This window comes from Streptomyces sp. 8N616, from assembly GCF_052246385.1.
Classification (GTDB): Bacteria; Actinomycetota; Actinomycetes; order Streptomycetales; family Streptomycetaceae; genus Streptomyces.
This window is the reverse complement of sequence record NZ_JBQQBY010000015.1, coordinates 131,754-155,034: the sequence shown is the minus strand read 5'-3', so window position 1 is coordinate 155,034 and position 23,281 is coordinate 131,754. Positions and strand designations below refer to the sequence as shown.

Below are 23,281 nucleotides of genomic sequence, written 5' to 3'. Positions count from 1 at the left end.
AATCACGACGGGGAAGTGAGATGGCCGAAGCTGCTCCGACACCGGCAGCCCTGCCGCCGCATGTGCTGGAACGCGCCGACGTGCGGTCAGCGATCGCCAATCACGATTTCGGTGAGGTCTTCAGACTCGCCAAGCTGCACGGGAAGATCAGCTACGCCAAGATCGCCGAGGCCATCGGCTATAAGCGCGAGCACATCGGCAAGATGGCCAAGGACGAAACCGCAGGAAAGGGTGTTCGCCCTCGAATCACCCAGTACCGCAAGATCCTTGAAGTGGTGGACGGACTGCGCATCCCCGGCCACCTCGCTGGACTCGCCCCGCGCCCATGGGAGCTGGAGCGGTCGGCGAACGCGTCCCAGCCGGACGAACCGAGCACCTTGCTCGCGCAGGGCGGTACGGGACTGTGGGACATCGCCGAGCTGCTACGGCGAACGGAGATGTCCAGCATCAATAGCGCGGCCCTGGAGTCGATCGAACAGGGCATTGACCAGTTGGCCCGCGCCTACCCCTACGCCAACGCCGACCACCTGCACCAGCGCACCCGGAGCGGCTTGCAGTACGTCACCAAGCAGCTTGAGGGCCGGATGACACTGCGCCAGCACCGGGAGCTTCTCGTCGACGCCGGATGGCTGTTTCTGCTGAATGCGTGCGTCCAGTACGACCGGGGCCAGCGCGAGGCCGCCAACCTCAGCAAGGCCGCCGCGCTCCGAATCGGTGACGAGGCCGGGCACGGCGAGATCAAGGCATGGGCGTGGGAGATCGAGGCGTGGTTCGCCCTCACCCAGAGCCGATGGCAGGACATGCTCAACGCGGTGGAAGCGGGGCACGTCGCCGACCAGACGCACTCCGTCGGCGTGCAGCTCTACGCGCATAAGGCCCGCGCCGCTGCCCGGATGGGAGACGCCCGCCTGGTCCGCGACTCCCTGGACGCCGGACGCGCGAGGCTGGACCGCCTTCCCCGCCCGGATCATCCCGAGCACCACTTCATAATCGACCCGGACAAGTGGGACTTCTACGAGATGGACGCCTACCGTCTACTCGGAGACGACGAGCGCGCCGCCAGCCACGCCCGGTCGGTGATCCAGATCAGCACCGGCCCTGACGGCACCGAGATCTCTCCCATGCGGGCGGCAGAAGCCCGCCTCACCCTCGGAGTCGCCGCCGCCCGGGAGGGGGAGATAGAGGAGGCCGTAGGCATGGGCACCAAGGCCCTCGAAGCCGACCGGAGGTCGCTGCCCTCCCTCCTCCTGGTGGCCAATGAGCTGGACAAGGAACTCCGCTCCCGCTACCCCCGCGAGAGCGCCACGCGCGACTTCCACGAACGGATCTTGAACATCACACGTGGCACGGACGCGCCAGAGCTTCCGTTCTGAGCAGCGGAGGTCTCAGAACGAGACCCCAGTAAGCCTCGTCCAACTGGCACCAGCTAGCGCGCCACGCGGTAGCGGAGGTAGACGACTCTCGAGCTGAAGGTGCGGGTCTCGACGAGTTCGAGATCCACCCGGCGCTCGCGCTGGGGAAAGAACGGAATGCCACCGCCAACCAGCACCGGGTAGACCATGGCCCGGTACTCGTCGATCAGACCCAACGCGGCAGCCTCGGCGGCGAGAGTCGCGCCGCCGATCGCGATGTCGCCCTCCCCCGGCTCGGCTCGCAACCGCTCGATCTCCTCCGCCAGGCCGCCGGAGGCCAGGCGGGCATGGCCCTGCACCGCCGACAGCGTGGTGGAGAACACCACCTTTGGCAGCGGCTTCCAGAGCGCGGCCCACTCGAGCATTGAGTCGTCGAGCGATGGATCCTGGTCGACGGTCTCCCAGTACAGCATCGTCTCGTACAGCCGTCGCCCCAACAGGTGGACGCCGACCTCTCGAATCTCGTCGATCCAGAAGCGAAAGACCTCCTCGTCGGGCGCCGTCCAGTCGAAGCCGCCGTCCGGCCCGACGATGTAGCCGTCAAGTGAGACGCTCATCGAATAGGTCACGCTGCGCATCAGAGGTCCTCCTCGGTAACGGGTTGGACAGTACGACCGCCGGACGCCGCAGGACTCATCGCGGCTCGCGGGATCCCCTGGGCAGGCCTAGCTCACCGAGGCCAGCGCACCGCATCACCATTCAGTCACTTTCTGTAATGGAATCTGAAGAATTCTTTACAGTGGTCATGCCGTTGATTTTCGCACCTGCGCGCCCTGGTCGCCGCGCAATAAAAGATCGTGGTGAAGGGCCGCGGTTAACGGCCCCGCGGCCGGTTCTGCCACGATGGATGCCATGCGCGCGCGATACGCAGTACCGCTGGGAATCACGGCAGTCGGCGCGGCCGGGATCGGTTACGCGGCCGGCTTCGAGGTCCGCTCCTTCCGGATCCGCCGGGTCACAGTGCCGGTGCTGCCCCCTGGCATGCGGCCGCTGCGCGTACTCCAGATCTCCGACGTCCACATGGTCGGCGGGCAGCGCAAGAAGCGGCGCTGGCTGCAGTCCCTCGCGGGCCTGCGCCCCGACTTCGTCGTGAACACGGGCGACAACCTCTCCGACAAGAACGCCGTGCCGGAGGTCCTGGACGCGCTCGGTCCGCTGCTCGAGTTCCCGGGGGCCTACGTCTTCGGCTCGAACGACTACTACGCGCCCAAGCTCCGCAACCCCGGCCGCTACCTGCTGGAGAGGGTCCGCGGCGAGCACGGCCTCAACGGCAAGAACGACCCCGCGATCGGCGTCGAGCGCAACCCCTGGGAGGGCATGCGGGACGCCTTCGACGCGGCGGGCTGGGTCGGACTCAGCAACACCCGGGGCCGCCTCAAGCTGAGCGACGGCACCGAGATCGCGCTCACGGGACTCGACGACCCGCACATCAAACGGGACCGGTACGGGCGGGTGGCGGGCGGGCCGGAGGACGGCGCGGACCTCTCCCTGGCTCTCGTCCACGCCCCGTACCTGCGGGTCCTCGACGCCTTCACCGCCGACGGCTACCCCTTGATCCTCGCGGGCCACACGCACGGCGGGCAGCTCTGCGTCCCCTTCTACGGGGCTCTGGTCACGAACTGCGACCTGGACACCCGGCGCGTGAAGGGCCTGTCGACGCACACGGCGGGCGGCCACACCTCGTACCTCCACGTCTCGGCGGGCTGTGGCACAAACCGCTACACCCCGGTCCGCTTCGCCTGCCCCCCGGAGGCGACGCTGCTGACACTGACGGCACGCGACTGACCCTGCCCGACCGCTGCCCCGACGGACCGCCCCGGCCGGGGTCGCCCGCGGCTGGATCCACCGCTCCGGCCGCCACTCCGGCCACCGCTCAGGCCCCCGCTTCGGCCTGCGCGAGCCCTCCGATAACCGATTTCGCGTGCGGGGACGGGTCGGCTACAGTAGTCCTCGTTGCTTCGGGGTGTAGCGCAGCTTGGCAGCGCGCTTCGTTCGGGACGAAGAGGTCGTGGGTTCAAATCCCGCCACCCCGACTGAAGAAACACCAGATCAGGCCCGGCTTCCGGAAACGGAAGCCGGGCCTGATGCGTTCTCTCGGTCGCCTCGGGAGGGAGCGGAGAGCGGATCATGGACATCTCACTCCCCGCGGAGTGGCGCAGGAATGAGAAGAGCATGAGAGGCGGCGCGATCAGGGTCACCACACGCCGCGTCGTTCGGCGCCGGTCCCTCCCCTCGTGGGGACCGATGCCGAACGGTGGGGGCGCGTCGGTCCGCGCCGCACCGGCGCGGACCGAAGAAAGGCCGGACCCGTGGTCGACGCGACAGCAGTCCGAATGGGACCGGCTCCACGGATCTCTCAAGCTCACGCGACGAGACCGTCGCCACCGTCTCGTAACTCCGGCGGAAGCCGACCGAGAACGTGCTGTGCCATCGGTTGTCTCTCCGTGCGCTGAGCTTGTGGCCTAGTGAGGCGACGCGCGGTTGATGCGCGCTCCATGATCCTGCCAGCTGTAGCTCGCGCCGAGGGTGTTCCGGTACCGGGCCGATGACGTAGCCGCAGGTCAGCCAGATAGAGTGAGTTTTCCGGTCCGGATGTCCAGACGCGGGGGAAGTAAGGGGTGGAGACCTTGAGTTCCGACTCAGGGGCACGCACGGCCTTCGCGGAACGTCTCGCGCTGCTGTACAAGGAAGCCGGTAACCCTCCCCTCCAGCGCGTGGCCGAGGCAGTCGTCCGGCTTCGGCGGGTCGACGAACGCGGGCGGCCCGTTCGGGTGTCCGCTCAACGGATCAGCGACTGGCGACGGGCCAAGAACGTGCCTGCCCAGTTCGCCGTCCTCGCAGCAGTGCTGCACATCCTGATCCCCGAAGCGCGGCGCTCGATGCCCGCGCCGGTGTCCACGGGCCTGTACGACCTGACTCAGTGGCAGCGCCTATGGGAGCGCGCGGTGGCCGACCCGGTCGGCGACCGCCCCACGTCATCCGCGGAAGAGAAGGAACGACCCCCGGTCGAAGCCCTGACCGTCCCCGGTGGTGTGTGCCCATACCGGGGGCTGGCTCCGTACCGTCAGCAAGACGCCCGGTGGTTCTTCGGCCGGGAGCGGAGCACGGATGCCCTCATCGCTCAACTCCGCGCAGCGGAGAAGGCGGGTGGCCTGGTCATGCTCGTGGGCGCCTCAGGAGCGGGAAAATCCTCCCTGCTGAACGCCGGCTTGGTGCCCACATTGCAGAACTGCGCACTGAGCGAGGAGGACAGCCGGGCGAGGGAGGTGGTCCAACTCGTGCCGGGGGGCGATCCTCTCGTGGAGCTGACCCGCCGGATCCCCGATCTTGCACACGTCGTCTCTGCCGCGGAGGAACCGGCGGCGAAGGAGCCCGGTACTCCGCAATTCGCGCACGAGGTGAGGGAGGCCGTCACGGCATGGGCGCAACGCGCCTCCCCCGCCCGTCCGGTCGTCATCGTGGATCAGTTCGAGGAGACGTTCACCCTCTGCTCCACCGAGGCGGACAGACGCACTTTCATCCAGATCCTCCACGCTGCGTGCACGCCCGCCGACCCAAGTGACCCGGCCCCTGTGCTCGTAGTCCTCGGCATACGCGCCGACTTCTACGAGCAATGCCTCGGGTATCCCGAACTGGCTGACGCGCTGCAACACCGGCACATGGTGCTCGGGCCGCTGACCACCACGGAGCTGCGCGAAGCGGTGACCGGCCCGGCCAAGGCCGTAGGCCTGGAACTCGAACCGGGGCTGGCGGAGCTGATCGTCCGGGAAGTGAGCGCTGACGGCCCCCGCGGGGCACACGACGCGGGGGTGCTGCCGCTGCTCTCCCACGCCCTGCTCGCCACCTGGCAGCGACGGAAGGCGCGAAGGCTGACGCTGGCCGGCTACCGCGCGGCGGGCGGAATCCAGGGAGCGGTGGCGGCGACCGCTGAGCGGGCCTGGTCCGGCCTCGACCCGGCAGCGCGTACGGCCGCCAGACTGCTCCTCCTCAGGCTGGTCCGGCTGGGCGAAGACACCCAGGCCACCCGTAGGCGGGGGACGCGGCGCCAACTGGCAAAGGAGTCAACGGACCCCAACAAGACGGAGGAATCGCTCGAAGCACTGGTTCGCGCCCGATTGGTGACACTCGACGCGGAGACCGTGGAGATCACCCATGAAGCGCTGCTCCACGCCTGGCCACGCCTGCGCGACTGGATCGACGAGGACAGGAACGGCAACCTGCTGCGCCAGCGGCTGGAGGAGGACGGCAGGGCCTGGGAGGGCTCGAACCGTGACTCGTCACTGCTCTACCGAGGTTCCCGTCTGGAACAGGCCCACAACTGGGCAAAGTGCGCCGGTGACACCTTTCTGACCCGGAGCGCGGTGGAATTCCTGGCTGCTTCGGTCAGGCTGCGCAAGCGCACCGTCTGGATCAGCCGCGGCGCGGTGTCGGCTCTGGTCGTCCTGGCGATGCTGGCTGTCGGTTCGGCCGTGGTCGCGTGGCAGCAGCGGGACGATGCCGTGTTCGAGCAGGTGCTCGCCGAAGCCGATCGCGTCCAGCACACGGATCCGTCGTTGTCCGCTCAACTCGACCTGGTGGCACACCGCTTGCGCCCAGACGACGATGGCGCGAGCAATCGGTTGATCTCGATAGTGAACGCGCCGCTGGCCACGCCGCTTCTCGGCCACACCGGCGCCGTCTACCTCACCTCGTTCAGCCCGAGCGGGCGGATCCTGGCCACCGCCAGCTACGACCGGACCATCCGACTGTGGGACGTGACGGACCCGACTCGCCCCAAACCCTTGGGCAAGCCCCTCACCGGCCACAAGAGTTGGGTGAGCAGTGCGGTCTTCAGTCCGGACGGCCGTACGCTCGCCAGCGCTTCGGACGACGGCACGATTCGGCTGTGGAACGTGCGGGATCCCAGACACCCGCGCCCGCTCGGTGCGCCCTTGACCGGCCATGACGGCACGATCTACCTGCTTGCCTTCAGCCCGGACGGACACACTCTGGCCTCCGCCAGCGAAGATCGCACCGTTCGCCTGTGGGACGTGGGCGACCCCCGCCGGCCGCGGCCGCTCGGTGCTTTGACCGGGCACACCGCCGCTGTGCGCTCCGTGGCGTTCAGCCCCGACGGACGGACGCTGGCAGCCGGTGGCGATGATGACACGATCAGGCTGTGGGGCCTGGCCGATCCGCGTCATCCGATACCGATCGACGCGGAGCTGACCGGCCACGCGGGCACGGTGCACTCCGTGGCCTTCAGCCCCGATGGCCGCACTCTCGCCAGCGGCAGCGCGGACGACACCATCCGGCTCTGGAACGTGGCCGACCAACGCCACGCGACACCGCTCGGCGCGCCGCTCACCGGCCACACCGGCCCCGTATGGTCCGTGGCCTTCAGCCCCGACGGAACCATGCTCGCCGCCGGCAGCGCAGACAGCACGGCGAGCCTGTGGAACGTCAGTGATCCGGCATACCCGTCGCAGGTCGGCGAGCCTCTCGCAGGGAGCAAAGGCGAGATGTACGCCCTGGGCTTCAGCCCCGACGGCCGGACCCTCGCCACCGGGAGTGGCGACAACACGGTCCGCCTGTGGTCGATACCGACGTCCGACATGATCGGCCGCATCGGAGCGTTCCGCCAGGACGGGCGGGTGCTCGCCACGGCCGCGCGCGACAGAAGGATCCGATTGTGGAACGTGGAGACTCCCAACCGGCCCGTGGCGCTGGGCGAACCGTTCACGCCTGGTGAGGGTGAGGTGCGTGCGTTTCCGGCTTTCTCTCCCGACGGCCACACACTCGCGGTGCTCCTGTCGGACGTCGATGCCGGAAGTCGCGCGCTGCGCCTGTGGAACGTCACCGACCCGACTCGGCCTGTCGCCTACGGGCCGACCATCGCGCTGCGGACACGGTTCGCGGCTGCGCTGGCCTTCAGCCCGGACGGGCGTACGCTGGCAACCGCCTATGACGACCGCACCCTTCAGTTGTGGAACGTCAGCGACCCATCCCGCCTTCGTCCGCTTGGCGCGCCGCTCACCGGCCACAAGGGCTACGTCAACTCCCTCGTCTTCAGCCCGAATGGCCGAACTCTCGCCAGCGGCAGCGCGGACGGCACCATCCGGCTGTGGAATGTGGCCGACCCACGTCATGCCGCCCGACGCGGCGCGCCTCTCACGGGACACCTCGGACCCATCAACGCGCTCGCCTACAGTCCGGACGGCCGTACATTGGCCAGTGGCAGCGACGACAATACGGTCCGGCTCTGGAACATCACCGACTCCCTCAGGGCAACCCGGCTGGGCTCGCCCCTCACTGGCCACACAGACGCGATCGTGTCGCTGACGTTCAGCCAGGACGGCCGTACCCTGGCGAGCGGCGGCAACGACAACATGGTCCGGCTCTGGAACGTCACCCTCCCCTCCAAGGCCACTCCCATCGGTCAATCCATGAGCCCCAACGCCAAGACAGGCAAATTCCTGTCGTTCAGCCCCAAGAGCCACATGCTCGGAGTGTCGAGCGGCTCCGATACCGTCCGGCTGTGGAACCTGGACGTCGGCGAGGCCGTTCGTCGCATTTGCTCGACCACTCGGGGCGTTCTGACGCCGGAAAACTGGCACGAGTATCTACCCCGCCTCTCCTACGCACCGCCGTGCGGTCAGTAACGGAGCCCAGGCGCAACAAACGGCATGTTCCCCGAGCGTCATGCGGGGTGCCTACGGTCCGCTCTGCAGCGCTTTTGGTTCTCTGTTTCCACCCCTGATGGACCGTGTCGCGTGATCCCGATCACAACTCCTCGTTGCAGCTGCGCAGTCGGCTCCTGCGGCACAAACAGCCTTGTTAGTCTTGGTCGCAGCCCGATCGCTGGTGCATCCCCCGTCGCCAGCGATCGGGCGCTTCCATGTCCTGCGGAGAAGATGAACACACGTGGACAGGGGTGTGCGGAAGCGCTCGTCACACACCCTGATCACACACCCTGACGTGGCAAGATCTCGCCCTCCGGTGGTTGCCGTGGGCTCATCCACTACCTGGCATCTCCGTGCGAAGTGCCTTTCGATACGGCGGGGCAGGTGGCCCGCATGAGCAACGGCTGTCCCGATGAGTTGAGTTGTCGGTGAGTGATCGGACAGCAGGCGAGTTTGAAGAAGGCTTCATGGATGAGTGCCTATGACCTAGCCGTCCTCCACTCATCAAGAGCTCTAGAGGACTCGTATGCTGAGTGCCGTGGACGACGGGACGGGAGCGCCGGTGGCAAAGGCGTACGAGCGGATCGCTGACGACCTCCGCAGACCCATCCGCGCAGGTCAGCTCAAGCCTGGCGACCGGCTGCCCGCCGAGTCGGATCTCGCGAGGCGCTACGGGAAGAGCCTGCCGACGATCCGGCAAGCCCTCGGCCTTCTGGAGGCCGAAGGGCTGATCTTGAAGAGACACGGCCGCGGAAACTTCGTACGCCGGCCCCGCAAGCTCGTGCAGCGCACCAATGACCGGCACCAATGGGAGAAGGACCGCGCACGGGAGTCGTTCGTCCAGCGATCGCGGACCGGGGCAACCGAGCACGACACCGGCCTGGAAATAGACGACCTTGTCTTCTACGCGGCGTACCGCGAGATCAAGGCCGATGAGGAGCTCGCAGCCGCATTCGGCGTCCCGGAAGGGACAGCTTTCCTGGAGCGCACCTACCGGACGCGGTATCGCGCCGAGACTGCCCCGTTCACCCTCGTGCGGTCCTACCTCGTTCGCGACATGGTCGCGGGGAATCCCGACCTCTTGGACGACAGGAAGGAGCCGTGGCCAGGAGGTACGCAGAATCAGCTCTACACGGTGGGGATCGAGCTGGACCGCATTGAAGAACGTGTCACCGCTCGCCCGCCCACGGCGGAGGAGGCGGAGGAGCTGGAGCTACCGCCCGGGACAGCGGTCCTGATTCTTCGGAAGAGGTCATTCGACATCGACAACCGCGTTGTGGAGCTCTCCGACGTCGCCCTGCCTGGTGACCGCACGGAAATGCTCTTCACCACTCAACTGGAAAGGTGGTGACTGCCGTGCGCCAGCGCATCGTCGTCATTACTGCTGTCCACGCGCCGGCCGCCCACCACCTACCCGACGCCTACCGGTCCCTCAACCAGCAGCAGCTTCCCGATGGTTGGGACTGGCAGTGGGTGATCCAGGAGGACGGGGAAACCGACCAGGTCAGTCCCTGCGTGCCGGACGATCCGCGAGTGAGTTTCGAGCAAGGTCGGCGAGGAGGCCCGGGGGTCGCCCGGACCATCGGACTTGCGCGGGCCGACGGTGAGTTCGTCAAGGTGCTGGACTCCGATGACATGCTGGCGCCGGGCGCCCTGGCGCGAGATCTGGCCGTCTTCTCCAACCATCCCAGCCTCGGCTGGACGACTTCGCGGGTGCTGGATGCCCTGCCGGACGGCTCCACCGTCGGGTTCGACCAGGATCCGCCCGAAGGGCCCATCGAGCGGGGGGCTGTGCTCGACCACTGGCGAGCTCACGACTTCCGGGCGCAGGTTCATCCGGCGACTCTCTGCGTACGCCGTGATCTGCTGCTCGCCCTCGGCGGGTGGATGGCTCTGCCCGCCTCGGAGGACACCGGTCTCTTGCTCGCGCTGAACGCCGTGAGCCGTGGTTGGTTCACCCGCGAGGTCGGACTCCTCTACCGCAAGTGGCCTGGCCAGGCCACCAGCCAGGCCGCTCACGTCAACAAGGACGAACGAGAGGCGCGCATGGCCGTCGTGGAAGCCAGGGCGCGGGCGCTGACCGAGCTCGGCTGGAGCCTTCCCCTCACGGATGAGCTGGCTCCGTAATCGAGCAATCTCCTGCCGCACCCCTCAGCCGACCCCCATTGACAGTGACGGCCGCATCGTAGAAACGGTCCGTCCCCGTACATGTCAGGGGAGGGTCTCAGCGTCGATGCGTGAGAAGATCAAATCGCTCTCCTCGACGACCGGCCCCCGCCAGCGCACCGGTACCTGTGGTGCGCGGCGCAAGGCGGTCGGGTAGCTCGCCGCGGCGTAGTCGTTGGCCAGGCGGTACGTGTGGAAACCGTGCTTGCTCAACGCGTCCAGGAGCTCGTCGACAGAGTCTCCCAGGTCGGCCATCCGCTGAGGAGTGACCTCTATCGTCAGCTCGGCGTCGGGTCGGAGCCGGTCAAGGGCCGGGGCAAGGCCTCGGACAACCGCGCCCTCCGCGCCCTCCACGTCGATTTTGATCACACGGGCCCGGGTGAGTTCGTCCTCGGTGAGGACCTCGGGCAGGGGGTGGGCTTCGGCTTCGAAGGTGGACTCGGCCGCCCCGTCGTAGGGCACGATGCTGTTGGCGCCCATATTGCGGGAGCTGACAAGGATGAACGTCAGCAGCTCATCGCGGTCGGAGACGGCGGTGTTGACCGCGCGGACGTTGTCGCAGGCGTTGATCCCGGCATTACTGAGGAGCCTGTCATGGAATGCCGGTGATGCCTCAACGGCCACCACCTGCCCCTCAGCGCCCACAAGGCGCGAGGCCAGCACGCTGTAGTAGCCGATGTTGGCTCCGATGTCCACGAACACGTCGCCGGGCCGCAGTCGGCGCTCCAGCCAGCGGGTCAGGTGCGGCTCCCACACCCCGAAGAGGTAGAGATAGCGCTGGATCAGGTCCTGAGTGTCGACGGCGAACCTGGTGCCGGACCGGGTGCCGGCGACCCGCTGGCGGGGATGGTCTCGCAGGCGGGGATTCAGGTACTGCGCGGCCAGCGATGCCTTGCCGAGCGAGCCGGGAGCATGGCGTACGTACCAGCGGCAGAGGGTGACCATGGTCTCTGACATGGGGCTCCTCATGCGCCGCCTCTCCGCAGGTTCCATGCGAACCGTAACACCGGGGCCACTGACGCCCCCCCGTGCTCCACCACGGTCGGCGTTCGGCCTCAGACCATGGGCGAATCGGTCAGGTCCTGGTCAAGCGGCAGGCCGAGCATTCGGATGGCGTTCCCGCGCAGCAGCTTGTACGCGACATCCTCGGGAAGGCCGGCCACATGATCGGCCGCTACCTGCTTCGTGTGCGGCCATGTCGAGTCGACGTGCGGGTAGTCGGTCTCGAAGGTCGCGTTGTTCACGCCCACGGTCTCGATCGAGTCGATGCCGTGCTTGTCGCGGAAGAAGCAGCAGAAGATCTGCCGGTAGTAGTACGTGGACGGGGGCTCGGGGATCAGATCGCGCACCCCGCCCCAGGCCCGGTGCTCCTCCCACACGTCGTCCGCGCGCTCCAGGGCGTACGGGATCCAGCCCATCTGCCCTTCGCTGTACGCCAGCTTCAGCCGCGGGAACTTCACCAGCACCCCGCTGAAGAGGAAGTCCATCATCGACGCCATCGCGTTGTTGAAGCTCAACGACGCCTGCACAGCCGGCGGCGCGTCCGGTGAGGCCGCGGGCATCTGCGACGACGACCCGATGTGCATGTTCACCACGGTCCCCGTCTCCTCGCACGCCGCGAAGAAGGGGTCCCAGTAGCCGGAGTGGATCGACGGCAGCCCCAGATAGGTGGGGATCTCGCTGAAGGTCACCGCCCGCACGCCACGAGCGGCGTTTCGCTTGATCTCAGCCACCGCGAGTTCAACGTCCCACAGCGGGATCAGGCACAGCGGGATCAGCCGGCCGCCGCTGTCGCCGCACCACTCCTCCACCATCCAGTCGTTGTACGCGCGGACGCACGCGAGCCCGACCTCCTTGTCCTTGGCCTCCGCGAACGTCTGCCCGCAGAAGCGCGGGAAGGTCGGGAAGCAGAGCGAGGCCTCCACATGGTTCAGGTCCATGTCCTCGAGCCGGGATTTCGGATCCCAGCAGCCCCGCCGCATCTGCTCTCGTGTGATGCCGTCAAGCGTCATCTCGTCCCGCGAGAATCCGACGGCGGCAATGATCCGCTTGTACGGGAAGATCTCCCCCTCGTACTCCCACCAGTCGGTGATCTGACCCTCCGGATCGGTCGTGAACCGGTACTTACCGGCGATGTACTCCAACTCGCCGATGCCGGCCGTGAAGGGCTTCGGCCCCCTGTCCTGGTACTTGCCTGGCAGCCACGTCTTGAAGAGGTGCGCAGGCTCGATCACGTGGTCATCCACGCTGATGACCCGGGGCAGATCGGTGCCGTTCCTCGTGCCAGCCATGCGGCCCTCCCTGGTGCCTGCCGATCCCGCGGCCTGAGTTATCTGACGAACCGTCAGCTCGATGCTATGGCGAGCGATGCCCGGCGACAAGCGCACCGAAGGGGTCGCCTGATGGCGAAGGGGGTGCGCGCCTCTTGCGCGTAGCTCTCAACCTGGGCTGAACTGACGTACCGTCAGCTCATCTTCCGAAGGGTTCTCGAGATGCAATCGATCTGGCTCGATGGAGCCGAGTGGCTTGCGGTGTTGCGCATCGGCCTCGGGCTGTGGTGGCTGGAGAGCTGGCGACACAAGGACAAGAAGACCTGGTTCACCGGCTCCGGCATCACCTGGGCGGCAGACGTCGCGCGCAAGCACCGGTGGAGCTTCGTCCGCAGCGGCTTCAAGGGCTTCGTTGAGCCGCGTCCGAAGGTCATGGCCTACGTGGTCGCGTACGCAGAGCTGGCCCTCGGCCTCGGCCTGATCTTCGGTTTCCTCACTCCAGTCGCACTCATCGGCGGACTTCTGCTGAACCTTCTCTACGTCATCCTGATGATCCACGACGTGGCGGAGCAGGGTCAGAACTCGATGATGGCGCTGATCTCGCTGGTGGGGTTCTTCGGAATGAGCTGGCAGACATGGTCCCTGGACAACGCCTTGGGCCTCTTCATGGCTGGGTAGCGTTCTGTCTGGTCCAGTGTCCGAAGACGAGCGGCGAGCCCGGGACGACGGCGTGGACTGCCACGAGCCAGTAGAGCCCAGAGCGAATGTGCGCCGGTTCAGACAACCTGAGAGACTTTGTAGGCAATCCCGCCTTCGACCAGGTACCCAGACCCTACGCAGACAATGTCGTTCAGCCATGCGTATTGCTCCGCCCCTGTTTCGAAGAGCGGGGTCGTCCGGAAGTAGTAGCGGGCAGGGTCGATCTGATATCTCATGACGGGATCGGCCATGTCGGATCGCACGTCGGGTGGGGTAATCCAGCGACCGCCATAGGTCATATGTACCAGGGCGGCGTCGTGCGTGCGCAGTGTCAGTCGGACATCCAGCGCCATCGCTCCGTCGGGACGAAAGAGCGCCCAGTCGCCACCGCCCGGTAGCACTTCGCCGCGTAGCCTCGGGCCTTCGAACCACCCGCCGGCAGCCCCGAAAAGAATCCGCTGACCGAACGGGCCACTGCCCATGCTCAGCCGCGGATTCAAATCGACGATCATGTCGAAGAGATGCGCCGTCTTGATCTCGCCGACGGCCTTCACCCGTGAGTCTGACGTCATGTGTCATCGCCTTCGGTTGATAGGAGAGGGGCATAGGCAAGCGCCGCGTTTCATGAACGCCTGCCTATCGGTTGCGCAGACCCGCGGCATCTCCGAACAATTTTCGCCGAACCGCGTCCGTCGAGACGCCCGATTGAGCGCAGAGCGCCGACAGGTCGAAGAAGAACCGCTCGCCGGCAATCAGGTCGTCCTTGAAAGCAAACTGAATGAACACCGGCAGCTCGGCGCGCCTGCCGTTCGGGACCACGCCGAACCGATCGCCCGTCATGGTCATCTGCACCGTCCCCCAGCAGATCAAGGTGTCGCCGTTGCCGGCGTGACCTTGCAGGACGACGTTGTAGTCCGGAAACGAAAGGAAGAACTGCGTCAGTGCCTTCTCATTCTGAGCCAGGCCTCGAGCCGTCGACCCGAAGGCTGGGGTCACGAGCAACATGTCCTGGTGGAAAAGCTTCATGGCTGCGGGCACGTCCTGCCGGCTCTTGGCAATAGCCAGCGCTTGCGCCAGCTCGAACATTCGATGGCCGTTCATGCGCGCCTCCTCCAGCCGAGCACTCCACCGCACCGTGGACGTCCGAGCCTCCCGGGGAGCACGCGAGCGATCCGGTGAGAACTTAACGTACGACCGATCGTATGTTTAGGCAAGGGTGTGGCAGGATGGAGTCAATGAGCGAGCAAGCGCAGCAGTCGGGTTCGGATGCGGGCATCCGCTCGCCCGAGCGCACGGATACGGCGGTATCCGACCAGCGCCTCTTGCGTGGTGCGCGGGCCAGGCGGACCATCGCCCGCCATGCCGTCAACGTCGCGTCGCTGGAGGGGCTCAACGGGCTCAGCATCGGCCGGCTGGCCACGGACCTCGGGCTGAGCAAAAGCGGCATCCAGACTCTCTTCGGAACGAAGGAGAACCTGCAGCTCGCCGCCGTGGAGTCGGCGGGTGAGCAGTTCACCGAAGCGGTCGTCCACCCCGTACAGGCCGTGCCTCATGGTGCTGCCCGACTGCGCGCGCTGATAGAACGCTGGATCTCCTATGTCGAGACACCGGTGTTCGCCGGCGGCTGCTTCTGGGGGGCGAACCTCCCCGACTTCGACAGCCGACCCGGGAAGGTCCGTAACGCGCTGTCCCGTCACCATCAGGACTGGCTCGCCCTCATCGCCGGCGAGCTGCAACACGCCATCGACACCGGGGAGATCGCCGACCTGGACATCGACCTCGTCGCCTTCCAGATCGACGCCGTGCTCACCGCCGCGAACACCGCGGTGCGCCTCGGCGACAATGACGCCGTGAACAAGGTCCGCCGCGTGGTCGACGGGTTCCTCACGCCTCGCCACTGACTCGCAGTCGGCGGTGTGCGGCAGCACTGACCTGAACGAAGGCCTTTCGTCCGCCCTGCGTCCCCGTTTCAGCGCTCCCGTGCGCCCTCGGCGAGCAGCGGGGCAGCCGGGTATGAGCCAAGGGGGCACCCCGTGGACGAGGTAGGCGGCCGGTTACTCCTAGGATTCTCTGGATATCTGTATGAGTTCCTTGCCTGGGGGGTGACTTGGGAGCCACCGAGCAGCTCCTGACGATCGCTGCTGTACTGCTGGGTTCGTTAACTTCGCATCTGACCAACTACTTGATGGAGAGGAATCGCAAGCGATACGAGCTGCTGACGCGGTGGGATGACCGGAAGCTCGATGCCTACGAGGGCTACGTCGACAGGGTGAGAGCGGGCATCTTCCTGGCCGTCCAGCTCTACGAGCACAGGGAGGGGCTCCGCGAGAGCGAGATGGCCGAGAAAGAGATGCTCGCGGAGATGGCGGAGGCTGCTCGTCTGCGGGGCCGGGCGTTCGAGCGGATCATGCTGCTGGCTGGTGACCACGTCGTTGAGGCGGCACACGAGCTGAACGCAGCCGCCCTCCAAGTGGATTGGCAGGCTGTGGGCAAGCTGGCAGGCACCTTGGAAGAGTGGCGCGTGCGGAACCGAGCGGTGTTCCGGGCGATCAACGACTTCCATGAAGCTGCTCGGGAGGACCTCGGCGTTCAGGGCAACGTCACCGGCGAACAGCACCCCGAGCGAGATCTGCTGCTCCCCCCGTCTCGCCGTGAAGGTGACAGCGCCGCCACCTGAAGCCTCGACGTGCGGGCCGTCGAAGGCGACATTCCGCCCGTACCGCCGAAGGACCCCCGCGCCGCGGAGGCGCTGCGGCAGGGGTGGACTCCGGGGCCCCGGCGCACTCATGAGCCGGGGCCGTCCGCCTTGTGGCACGGAGTAGTCAGGCCCGGGCGAAGGACGGGACGAAGGGCGTGCAGATGGCGTGATGGCCCAGGTGGACCTTGCGGCTGGTGTTGACGAACGTGGCGTGGCCGCCGAGGAGTTCGCTGCCGTGCTCGCCGCGGGCATAGATCGGGGTCAGGCGGATCCGCGCCCTCGGCATCAGGCACAGCTGCCTGCTCTCCGGGTGGAGAAACTCGACGTCGAAGCGATCGCTTTCCACCAGGTCGCTGATCACGAAGCGGGCGGACGTCGCCTCGGGGCACCCCGGGACGTGGCCGGCCGCGGCCGCCTCCAGGGCGCGGCGCCAGCGACTCGCCGAGTGATCGCCGAAGAAGACTCCCCTGCTTCCCCAGGTGAACTCCGCGGCGTCGGAATCGATCACTTTCAGCACCTTCTGGCGGCCACAGGCCTTGAGTTGCTCCACCCATGCCGGGTCGGGCCGGGCCGGCAGCACCTGTGCATGCGGCACGCTCGTGCGGAGCACGACCAAGGTCTGCGCACCAAGCCGCTGGGCGATCCGGCACTCCAGGGCCTGGTCCCAGAGGAGCGAGAGCAGTGCTTTGGTGCCGTAGCCGTGGAAGAGCGGGTTGATCAGGCGCTCGGCCGCCGCGAGGATCTGCCGACGGAGCCGCGTCTCGTACTGCCGCAGCTCCTTGACGTAGCAGAACCGCCAGCCCCTGCGCCCGTCGTCACGGAACGAGGAGAAGAACTCCACCTCCATCGGGCGGCCGAACTGCTCCCGCATACGGCTGGCGGCGAGCTCGTTCTCGGGCCGGTACATGGGGTACTGGTCGTCCATCCAGATCCGCTCGATACCGCGCTGGTGGAAGGCCCGGAACAGGTCGCTCGCACCCACGCCGTACGCCCGCTCGAAGGCGTGCATCTTGCCGACGTTGCCGAACGCCTCCTCGATCTCGGTCACCCGGGGGCTGCCCTGGCTCAGGACGACATCGAGCCGGAACAGCTCGATGCGACGGCCCAGGTCGCGCCCGCGCAGATCCTCGGGCACCCCGATGTCCAGGGCGGCCCGGACATGTGGCTCCCCCTCCGCGTACAGGTCCCGCGCCGTGTCGCAGAGCGCGCACACGGCGGCACCGAGCCGTTCGAGTCGCTGCGTCAGACCAGGACCGAGCGGGAAAGGGCGCGCGGCAACGAGCCAGGGCACCCGCTCCGGATCGGACCCGCCGTACCGCACCTTCAGCGCGACGAGCGCGTCCTCGGCGCGGAGCGCAGCTCCCAGCCGGTCGGGGTCCTGCGGCGTCGGCACGTACACGACACCCGCCAGATCGTGCCGCCGCTCCTCCCGTGCGAAGGCCTTCACACGAAAACCCTAAGTCCGGCGGAGCGGCCCCGGCACCCTTCACCCTGGTCGCGGACTGCTCTGACATCGGCCTCAGCTAGGAATTCGCGTACCCCAGCGTCCCCGACAGCCGCTTGCCCGCCGCCACCACCGCGTCGATCACGGGCGGCAGCGCCTCGGGCGGCAGCCGGACGGTGGGCGCGGAGATGTTGACGGCGGCCACGGGCGTCCCGCGGAAGTCCAGCACCGGCGCCGCCACCGCGGTCAGGCCGGGCTCGTGCTCCTCGGCGCACACCACGTAACCGGCCCGGCGCTCCTCGTGAAGACGCTCCAGCAGGGCGGGGACGGTCCGGGGCGCGCGCTCGCTGCCGGGCAGGGTTTCTCCCGCGGTCGCGAGCAGGGCGGTCACCTCGTCGTCCGAGAGCCCCATCAGCAGGGCGCGCCCGGAGGAGGTGCAGTTGAGCGGGGACGTCTGGCCGACGCGCTCGTGGACCTGGAGGGTGCGGGCGGGGCGCTCCGACAGCACGGTTACCACGGCGTTCCCGGCCAGCGATGTGAGGTGCGCCGCCTCGCCGAGCTGACGGACGAGGGCGCGCAGCACGCCGGGCGCCTCATGCCGCAGCGGGTTGTCCTCGGCCGCCGCGGCGAGGGCGAAGAACTGCCAGCCCAGCCGGTACTCCAGCGTCTGCGGGTCGCGCACGGCGAAGCCCTCCTCGGCCAGCACCTTCAGCGTGCGCGAGACCTGCGTCTTCTCCCTGCCGATCGCGTTCGCCACCTCCTGGACGCGCAGCGGACCCTGGCCGAGAGCGCGCAGGACGTCCAGGGCGCGCTGGACGCTGCTGAGGCCGTCGTTGCTCATGGGCCCACTTTCCCGCAGCCGTGCGTATAGCGCAACAAGAGTTGTCGTATGCGCCCTGCACCGCTTAAGGTCGATGCCCATGTGTGGCATCGCTGCGATTTATCACCAGTCCCCCAAGGACTCCGACCCCCTCCATACAAGCGCCGCGGGCCGATTGATGCTGGACGGCATCAGGCACCGCGGCCCTGACGACAGTGACCACTGGTCCATCGGGCGTTCCGCCTGGCTCGGCCATACGCGTCTGTCGATCGTCGACCTCGACGGCGGACGCCAGCCCCTCGGCGCCCCCGACACCCGTGGCGACTGGGCGCTCGTCTGCAACGGCGAGATCTACAACCACGCGGACATCCGCGCCGAACTCGGAGAGGCGTCCTTCACCACCTCGTCCGACAGCGAGTCGGCCCTGGCCCTGCTGAAGCTGCACGGCCCGTCCGCTCTGGACCGCCTCCACGGCATGTGGGCGCTGTGCGCCGCGACCCCCGACGGCCGCTTCATCGCCGCCCGCGACCGGATCGGCATCAAGCCCCTCTACTGGGCGCGCCAGGACGGCACCGTCTGGTTCGCGTCCGAGCTGCGCGCCTTCCCGCGTGAGGTCCAGCCCGCGATCGAGGCGTTCCCGCCCGGCTGCTACTGGACGCCGGAGACCGGCGTCGTCCGGTTCGCCGAGCCGGTCACGCGTCCTGCCGAATCCGTCGAGAGCTGGCAGGACCTGGTCCCCGAGATCGCCGAGAAGGCCACCCACGAGGTTCTCGTGGACTCCGTGCGCCGGCATCTCATGGCGGACGTCGAGGTCGGCGTCTTCCTCTCCGGCGGGCTGGACTCCAGCCTCGTGGCCGCCATCGCCGCCCGCGAGTACGCCAAGGCCGGCAAGCGGCTCAAGACGTTCGCCGTGGGCACCGAGGACTCGCCCGATCTGCTCGCGGCCCGCGAGGCGGCGGCGTTCCTCGGGACCGAGCACCACGAGGCCGTCTTCGATGCGGAGCAGGCAACGGCCGTACTGGACAAGGTGGTCGCGTCCGTCGAGTCCTTCGACGCCAGCCTCATCCGCAGCGCGGTGCCCAACTGGTTCCTCTCGGAGCTGGCCTCCCGGTACGTCAAGGCCGTCCTGACCGGTGAGGGCGCGGACGAACTGTTCGCCGGGTACGACTACTACCACAGCGCGCACGCCGACCCCGCCGAACTGGACGCCGAGCTGGCGCGCACCATCGGCGACCTCCACGGGCTGAACCTCCAGCGCTGCGACCGCGTCACGATGGCGCACGGCCTCGAGGCGCGGGTGCCGTTCCTGGACGCGCAGGTCATCGCGCACGCCATGTCGCTGCCGCCCGAGCTGAAGGGACTTGAGCCCGACGGCATGGAGAAGGGCCACCTGCGCCGGGCGTTCACCGGCTGGCTCCCGGAGCATCTGCTGTGGCGCCGCAAGGAGCAGTTCGGCACGGGCAGCGGCGCGCAGGATGTGCTGACCCCGCGGCTGGACGAGCCGGTGAGCGAGGCCGAACTCCGCGCGGAGGCACCGGAGGTGGAACTGCGGACGGCCGAGGAGCTGGCCTACTACCGGGCGTTCCGGCGAGCGCTGCCGGACGTACGCCCGGAGGCGGTGCTGACGCGGTTCGCCACGGCGTGAGTTCGGGCCCTTGTGCCAACGCCCACCACGCTGGCATGTCGGGCGCGCGCGCCCGGTCTCGGCCCGGCCTCGTCGCGTGGGTCACCCGGACGGATGATCGGCCATTTCCCGACCGGCACGCTGACCAACTACGGCAGCGCGCTGCGCGAGCCGGCGGGCCGGGTCCACTGGGCGAGTACGGAGTCGGCGACACTGATGCACGGGCTGATGGAGGGGGCGGTGCGCTCCGGCGAGCGGGCCGCCCGCGAAGTCCTGGCCGCGATCCGAGCCATCGCGACCGCTCCGGTGCTCCGTTGACGAGCACGAGCCGGGTGAGCTCGGCAAGCCGCGCTGCGGGGCCTGCACCCTGTCCGGGCAGGCCCAGGACCATGGGTCTGCCCGGACAGGGCGCATGGCAGCGCGTAATGGCCCTGTTCAGTCGGCGTGTTCGGCACACAGACAGCCGACGCCTTTTTCGATCCAGTCCTGCCCGGCCCATTCCGGGTGCCGTTCGATCATCAGTGCCGACACCTCTGCGGCGATCGTCTCCTCACTCATCGCCGAGTTCCGGCGTACCCAGGTCTCGTCGCGCAGCAGCTGAAGGTAGTCGCGGACGTCGGCCAGCAGTTGCGGGCCGCCGACCTCACCGTGGCCGGGCACCACGACCCGCGGACTCTCGGCGACCAGCCGCTGCATGACGGCAAGCCAGCGCGTACCCGACACGTCGGTGTCATGCGGGGGGAACCACGGGAAGATGGCGAACTGCCCGGCCTCTACCAGGTCCCCGGTGAACATGACCCCCGCGTCAGGCACCGTGACGATCTGATCGCCCTTGCTGTGTGCCCGGCCGGTGGCCCGCAACTCCACCACCCGGCCGCCCAGATCGAGTTCGTACGCCTGGTCGTAGACGACATCCGGCGTCGCGAGCTCAACACCGGCAAGCTGACGTGCGACCGGTTCGCCAAGCCCTCTGAACATCTCGATATAGCCCGGGCCCTTCACCTTCAGATCCTCTGCCTGGTCACGGTTGATCAGGAAGGTCGCCGCACCGGCGAATACTTGGGCACCGAAGGCGTGCTCAGGATGGAAATGGGTCGTGGTCAGGTACAGCTTGCGCCCTTGGGCATAGTCGGATGCGAATCGGAGCACGGTTTCGGCGTTACGCGGGCCCATACCGGTCTCGACGACCAGGACGGAATGCTGACCGCCGATGATGCCGATGTTCGGCACGAGCTGCACCCACCGGTCCGGAATGACCACCAGATCGCGGGCGAGTTCCTGTATCCCGGTGGCTTGCACCACGGGCTCGGGCATCGTGTACCCAGCCATGCGGACTCCTTGAAAACTCAAGATGGGCGAGTGGCTGTCCGGCGGCATTCCTGCTCGGCAGGCCGTCGGGGAAAGGCCCTCTTGCCCACCTCATCGCGCCTGCACCTGGCCGTCCAACACCGATGCGGTTGCTCCGATATCCCGCCGGTATCGTTGCCGCTGATGGACCTGCGCAGGCTCCAATACTTTGTGGCGGTCGCCGAGGAACTGCATTTCGGCCGGGCCGCCGCACGGCTGCACATGACCCAGCCGCCGCTGAGCAGAGCCATCAAACAGCTGGAAACCGACCTCGCAGCCGTGCTGTTGCACCGCTCACCCACCGGCGTGACGCTCACCGCCGCCGGGGCAGCCCTGTATGACGAGGCACGTACCTTGCTCGCGCAGGCCGACCAGGTACGCGACCGGGTCGCCGCCGCAGTCGGGACCGCCACCCTCACCATCGGCACACTCGCCGACAGCGCCGAACAAGCCGGTACCCGGCTCGCCGCCGCCTACCGCGAACACCACCCCGGCATCCACATCCGCATCCGCGAGGCCGATCTCGCCGACCCGACCGCCGGGCTACGCGCCGGCCTGGCAGACGTGGCCCTCACCCGAGCACCCTTTGACACCACCGGCATCCAGACCCGCATCCTGCGCTCGGACCCGGTCGGTGCCGTCCTGCGCGCCGACGACCCACTCGCCCACCGCGACATCCTGCGCCTGGATGATCTCGCCGGCCGCGCATGGTTCCAGCTGCCGGACGGCACCGATCCCCGCTGGCGTGCCTACTGGAACGGCACCACAACCGGCGGCCCCCACCGCGACGGCCCGATCGTGCGTACCGTCCACGAATGTCTGCAATCAGTCCTGTGGAACGGCACCGTCGGCATGGCACCACGGGGCTACGCCCTGCCCGAAGGCCTCGTTACCGTCCCGCTGGCCGACATGCCACCCAGCCACCTCGTCATCGCTTGGAACACCACCGACCACAGCCCCTTGATCCGCTCGCTGGTCGACATCGCTGCAGCCCTCTACCGCCCTCTACCGCCCAGCCACCGCGAGCTGTACCAACGCTCCGCTCCCGGTGACAGAAGGCGCTGACGGCACCGGGACCGGGGATTCCCCGGGCGGTGCTCAGGTGGGCAGGGAGGCAAGCCAGCCGGTCAGGATCTCGTTGACCTCCTCGCGGCGCTCCTGCTGAATCCAGTGGCCGCAGCCGTCGAGGATGTGCGAGGTGACCAGACCGGGCAAGGTGGTGGGGTACGCCTGGATCGCCCCGGCCAGCCAGGTAGTAGAGGCGTCCAGGGCACCGCCGAGGAACAGGGACGGCTGGGCGATGGGCGCGCCGTGGAAGTCGGCGAGTTCCTCCCAGTCCCGGTCCATGTTCCGGTAGCGGTTGAGCGCTCCGCTCATGCCGGTCCGCTCGAACTCCCCCGCGTATGCCTCGAGGTCGTCCTCGCTGAGCCAGGCGGGCAGCCGACCGGCGGGGAACCGGTCACGCAGCGTCCCGCCGCGGCTCGCGAAGTGCGGGTCCGGGGCGCCGGGTGCGGGCATGGTGTCGGCGGAGAAGGCGCCGTAGAAGCCCGCGAGCCAGCCGCGGACGTCCGGTTCGATCTCGGCCTCGGCCCGGCCGGGCTCCTGGAAGTAGGAGACGTAGATCTCCTCGTCCCCACCCATCTGCGCGAAAATCTCGCTGGGCCGCGGCCCACCGGGCGGCGCGTAGGGAACGCTCAGCAGTCCGACCGCGCGGAAGACATCCGGCCTGACGAGGGCGGAGTTCGCGGCGATGGTCGAGCCCCAGTCGTGCCCGACGATCACCGCTGTCTCCTCATCGAGCGCATGCACCACGGCGACGTTGTCCTCGACCAGGTCGAGCATCCGGTATGCGGCCACACCCTCGGGCTTGGAGGAACGCCCATAGCCGCGAACGTCCATGGCGACGGCGCGGTATCCGGCTGCGGCCAGCACCGGCACCTGATGGCGCCAGGAGTACCAGAACTCCGGGAACCCGTGCACTAGCAGTACCAGCGGTCCGGTGCCCTGTTCCACCAGGTGGATCCGGCCGGCGGGTGAGGAGACCAGACGATGCGTGACGTCTGTGATCTGGGCGGGTTGCGACATGAAACCTCCGGGGCGGTCGATCGGTGGCCGTGCGCCGAGTCCGCCACCGGCCGG

The 23,281-nt window shown here is 68.0% G+C and carries 20 protein-coding genes and 1 tRNA gene; 12 read left to right on the top strand and 9 right to left on the bottom strand.

All coding sequences use genetic code 11. The features are described from left to right. Window positions 1–20: 20 nt before the first annotated feature. On the top strand, window positions 21–1,373 hold the full coding sequence (locus ACTWQC_RS16180) for a tetratricopeptide repeat protein (protein WP_443316376.1): 1,353 nt from the start codon (window positions 21–23) through the stop codon (window positions 1,371–1,373). 53 nt (window positions 1,374–1,426) lie between these two features. On the opposite strand, the gene ACTWQC_RS16175 is transcribed toward ACTWQC_RS16180, so the two are convergent. Then, a complete protein-coding gene (locus tag ACTWQC_RS16175) occupies window positions 1,427–1,990 on the bottom strand; it encodes a dihydrofolate reductase family protein (RefSeq protein ID WP_443316375.1) in 564 nt (187 codons plus the stop codon). Window positions 1,991–2,264: 274 nt separating this feature from the next. On the opposite strand from ACTWQC_RS16175, the gene ACTWQC_RS16170 reads away from it, so the two are divergent. From ACTWQC_RS16170 to ACTWQC_RS16150, 5 genes are all read left to right on the top strand, one after another. Then, on the top strand, window positions 2,265–3,197 hold the full coding sequence (locus ACTWQC_RS16170; RefSeq protein ID WP_443316374.1) for a metallophosphoesterase: 933 nt from the start codon (window positions 2,265–2,267) through the stop codon (window positions 3,195–3,197). Window positions 3,198–3,371: 174 nt separating this feature from the next. Further along, window positions 3,372–3,445, top strand: a tRNA-Pro gene (locus ACTWQC_RS16165). Between the two features lie 585 nt (window positions 3,446–4,030). Continuing rightward, window positions 4,031–8,053: an nSTAND1 domain-containing NTPase gene (locus ACTWQC_RS16160; RefSeq protein ID WP_443316373.1), complete on the top strand. Its 4,023-nt coding sequence runs from the start codon at window positions 4,031–4,033 to the stop codon at window positions 8,051–8,053. Between the two features lie 583 nt (window positions 8,054–8,636). After that, entirely contained in the window at window positions 8,637–9,425 is a 789-nt protein-coding gene (locus tag ACTWQC_RS16155) for a GntR family transcriptional regulator (RefSeq protein ID WP_443316410.1), read from the top strand. A 5-nt stretch (window positions 9,426–9,430) separates the two neighbouring features. Then, window positions 9,431–10,201: a glycosyltransferase family 2 protein gene (locus tag ACTWQC_RS16150; RefSeq protein WP_443316372.1), complete on the top strand. Its 771-nt coding sequence runs from the start codon at window positions 9,431–9,433 to the stop codon at window positions 10,199–10,201. 84 nt (window positions 10,202–10,285) lie between these two features. On the opposite strand, the gene ACTWQC_RS16145 is transcribed toward ACTWQC_RS16150, so the two are convergent. Together ACTWQC_RS16145 and ACTWQC_RS16140 are read right to left on the bottom strand one after the other, a co-directional pair. Beyond that, a complete protein-coding gene (locus ACTWQC_RS16145) occupies window positions 10,286–11,197 on the bottom strand; it encodes an FkbM family methyltransferase (protein WP_443316371.1) in 912 nt (303 codons plus the stop codon). Window positions 11,198–11,295: 98 nt separating this feature from the next. Next, window positions 11,296–12,531 (bottom strand): amidohydrolase family protein, encoded by a 1,236-nt coding sequence (locus tag ACTWQC_RS16140; protein WP_443316370.1) that lies wholly within the window; start codon window positions 12,529–12,531, stop codon window positions 11,296–11,298. 201 nt (window positions 12,532–12,732) lie between these two features. On the opposite strand from ACTWQC_RS16140, the gene ACTWQC_RS16135 reads away from it, so the two are divergent. Continuing rightward, window positions 12,733–13,188: a DoxX family membrane protein gene (locus ACTWQC_RS16135; RefSeq protein ID WP_443316369.1), complete on the top strand. Its 456-nt coding sequence runs from the start codon at window positions 12,733–12,735 to the stop codon at window positions 13,186–13,188. A gap of 98 nt (window positions 13,189–13,286) precedes the next feature. On the opposite strand, the gene ACTWQC_RS16130 is transcribed toward ACTWQC_RS16135, so the two are convergent. Both ACTWQC_RS16130 and ACTWQC_RS16125 read right to left on the bottom strand, forming a co-directional pair. After that, complete coding sequence (locus ACTWQC_RS16130; protein WP_443316368.1) at window positions 13,287–13,781, bottom strand: DUF3237 domain-containing protein; 495 nt, start codon at window positions 13,779–13,781, stop codon at window positions 13,287–13,289. A gap of 64 nt (window positions 13,782–13,845) precedes the next feature. Continuing rightward, window positions 13,846–14,310, bottom strand: a complete 465-nt coding sequence (locus ACTWQC_RS16125) for an ester cyclase (protein WP_443316367.1) — start codon at window positions 14,308–14,310, stop codon at window positions 13,846–13,848. Between the two features lie 134 nt (window positions 14,311–14,444). Between ACTWQC_RS16125 and ACTWQC_RS16120 the strand changes: the two genes are divergently transcribed. Beyond that, the gene (locus ACTWQC_RS16120) at window positions 14,445–15,110 is read left to right on the top strand and encodes a TetR/AcrR family transcriptional regulator (protein WP_443316366.1); all 666 of its coding nucleotides are present in this window, start codon (window positions 14,445–14,447) and stop codon (window positions 15,108–15,110) included. A 206-nt stretch (window positions 15,111–15,316) separates the two neighbouring features. After that, complete coding sequence (locus ACTWQC_RS16115; RefSeq protein WP_443316365.1) at window positions 15,317–15,886, top strand: hypothetical protein; 570 nt, start codon at window positions 15,317–15,319, stop codon at window positions 15,884–15,886. A 145-nt stretch (window positions 15,887–16,031) separates the two neighbouring features. Here ACTWQC_RS16115 and ACTWQC_RS16110 read toward each other — a convergent pair whose 3' ends face one another. Together ACTWQC_RS16110 and ACTWQC_RS16105 are read right to left on the bottom strand one after the other, a co-directional pair. After that, window positions 16,032–17,354 (bottom strand): hypothetical protein, encoded by a 1,323-nt coding sequence (locus ACTWQC_RS16110; RefSeq protein WP_443316364.1) that lies wholly within the window; start codon window positions 17,352–17,354, stop codon window positions 16,032–16,034. A gap of 76 nt (window positions 17,355–17,430) precedes the next feature. Then, complete coding sequence (locus tag ACTWQC_RS16105; protein ID WP_443316363.1) at window positions 17,431–18,192, bottom strand: IclR family transcriptional regulator; 762 nt, start codon at window positions 18,190–18,192, stop codon at window positions 17,431–17,433. Window positions 18,193–18,271: 79 nt separating this feature from the next. On the opposite strand from ACTWQC_RS16105, the gene asnB reads away from it, so the two are divergent. Beyond that, complete coding sequence (asnB, locus tag ACTWQC_RS16100) at window positions 18,272–19,816, top strand: asparagine synthase (glutamine-hydrolyzing) (protein WP_443316362.1); 1,545 nt, start codon at window positions 18,272–18,274, stop codon at window positions 19,814–19,816. Window positions 19,817–19,909: 93 nt separating this feature from the next. After that, window positions 19,910–20,113, top strand: coding sequence for an FAD-dependent oxidoreductase (locus ACTWQC_RS16095; RefSeq protein WP_443316361.1), 204 nt, complete (start codon window positions 19,910–19,912; stop codon window positions 20,111–20,113). A gap of 117 nt (window positions 20,114–20,230) precedes the next feature. On the opposite strand, the gene ACTWQC_RS16090 is transcribed toward ACTWQC_RS16095, so the two are convergent. Continuing rightward, the gene (locus ACTWQC_RS16090; RefSeq protein WP_443316360.1) at window positions 20,231–21,124 is read right to left on the bottom strand and encodes an MBL fold metallo-hydrolase; all 894 of its coding nucleotides are present in this window, start codon (window positions 21,122–21,124) and stop codon (window positions 20,231–20,233) included. 162 nt (window positions 21,125–21,286) lie between these two features. Between ACTWQC_RS16090 and ACTWQC_RS16085 the strand changes: the two genes are divergently transcribed. Then, complete coding sequence (locus ACTWQC_RS16085) at window positions 21,287–22,207, top strand: LysR family transcriptional regulator (RefSeq protein ID WP_443316359.1); 921 nt, start codon at window positions 21,287–21,289, stop codon at window positions 22,205–22,207. Window positions 22,208–22,240: 33 nt separating this feature from the next. On the opposite strand, the gene ACTWQC_RS16080 is transcribed toward ACTWQC_RS16085, so the two are convergent. Further along, window positions 22,241–23,227 carry an alpha/beta fold hydrolase gene (locus tag ACTWQC_RS16080; RefSeq protein ID WP_443316358.1) on the bottom strand — a complete coding sequence of 329 codons (987 nt, stop codon included), beginning with the start codon at window positions 23,225–23,227 and terminating at the stop codon, window positions 22,241–22,243. Between the last annotated feature and the right edge of the window lie 54 nt (window positions 23,228–23,281).

Coding starts and splice junctions, on each gene's coding strand:
- ACTWQC_RS16180 (WP_443316376.1), top strand. CDS start 21: ATGGCCGAAGCTGCTCCGACACCGGCAGCCCTGCCGCCGCATGTGCTG.
- ACTWQC_RS16175 (WP_443316375.1), bottom strand. CDS start 1,990: ATGCGCAGCGTGACCTATTCGATGAGCGTCTCACTTGACGGCTACATC.
- ACTWQC_RS16170 (WP_443316374.1), top strand. CDS start 2,265: ATGCGCGCGCGATACGCAGTACCGCTGGGAATCACGGCAGTCGGCGCG.
- ACTWQC_RS16145 (WP_443316371.1), bottom strand. CDS start 11,197: ATGTCAGAGACCATGGTCACCCTCTGCCGCTGGTACGTACGCCATGCT.
- ACTWQC_RS16140 (WP_443316370.1), bottom strand. CDS start 12,531: ATGGCTGGCACGAGGAACGGCACCGATCTGCCCCGGGTCATCAGCGTG.
- ACTWQC_RS16135 (WP_443316369.1), top strand. CDS start 12,733: ATGCAATCGATCTGGCTCGATGGAGCCGAGTGGCTTGCGGTGTTGCGC.
- ACTWQC_RS16130 (WP_443316368.1), bottom strand. CDS start 13,781: ATGACGTCAGACTCACGGGTGAAGGCCGTCGGCGAGATCAAGACGGCG.
- ACTWQC_RS16125 (WP_443316367.1), bottom strand. CDS start 14,310: ATGAACGGCCATCGAATGTTCGAGCTGGCGCAAGCGCTGGCTATTGCC.
- ACTWQC_RS16120 (WP_443316366.1), top strand. CDS start 14,445: ATGAGCGAGCAAGCGCAGCAGTCGGGTTCGGATGCGGGCATCCGCTCG.
- ACTWQC_RS16105 (WP_443316363.1), bottom strand. CDS start 18,192: ATGAGCAACGACGGCCTCAGCAGCGTCCAGCGCGCCCTGGACGTCCTG.
- asnB (WP_443316362.1), top strand. CDS start 18,272: ATGTGTGGCATCGCTGCGATTTATCACCAGTCCCCCAAGGACTCCGAC.
- ACTWQC_RS16095 (WP_443316361.1), top strand. CDS start 19,910: ATGATCGGCCATTTCCCGACCGGCACGCTGACCAACTACGGCAGCGCG.
- ACTWQC_RS16090 (WP_443316360.1), bottom strand. CDS start 21,124: ATGGCTGGGTACACGATGCCCGAGCCCGTGGTGCAAGCCACCGGGATA.
- ACTWQC_RS16085 (WP_443316359.1), top strand. CDS start 21,287: ATGGACCTGCGCAGGCTCCAATACTTTGTGGCGGTCGCCGAGGAACTG.
- ACTWQC_RS16080 (WP_443316358.1), bottom strand. CDS start 23,227: ATGTCGCAACCCGCCCAGATCACAGACGTCACGCATCGTCTGGTCTCC.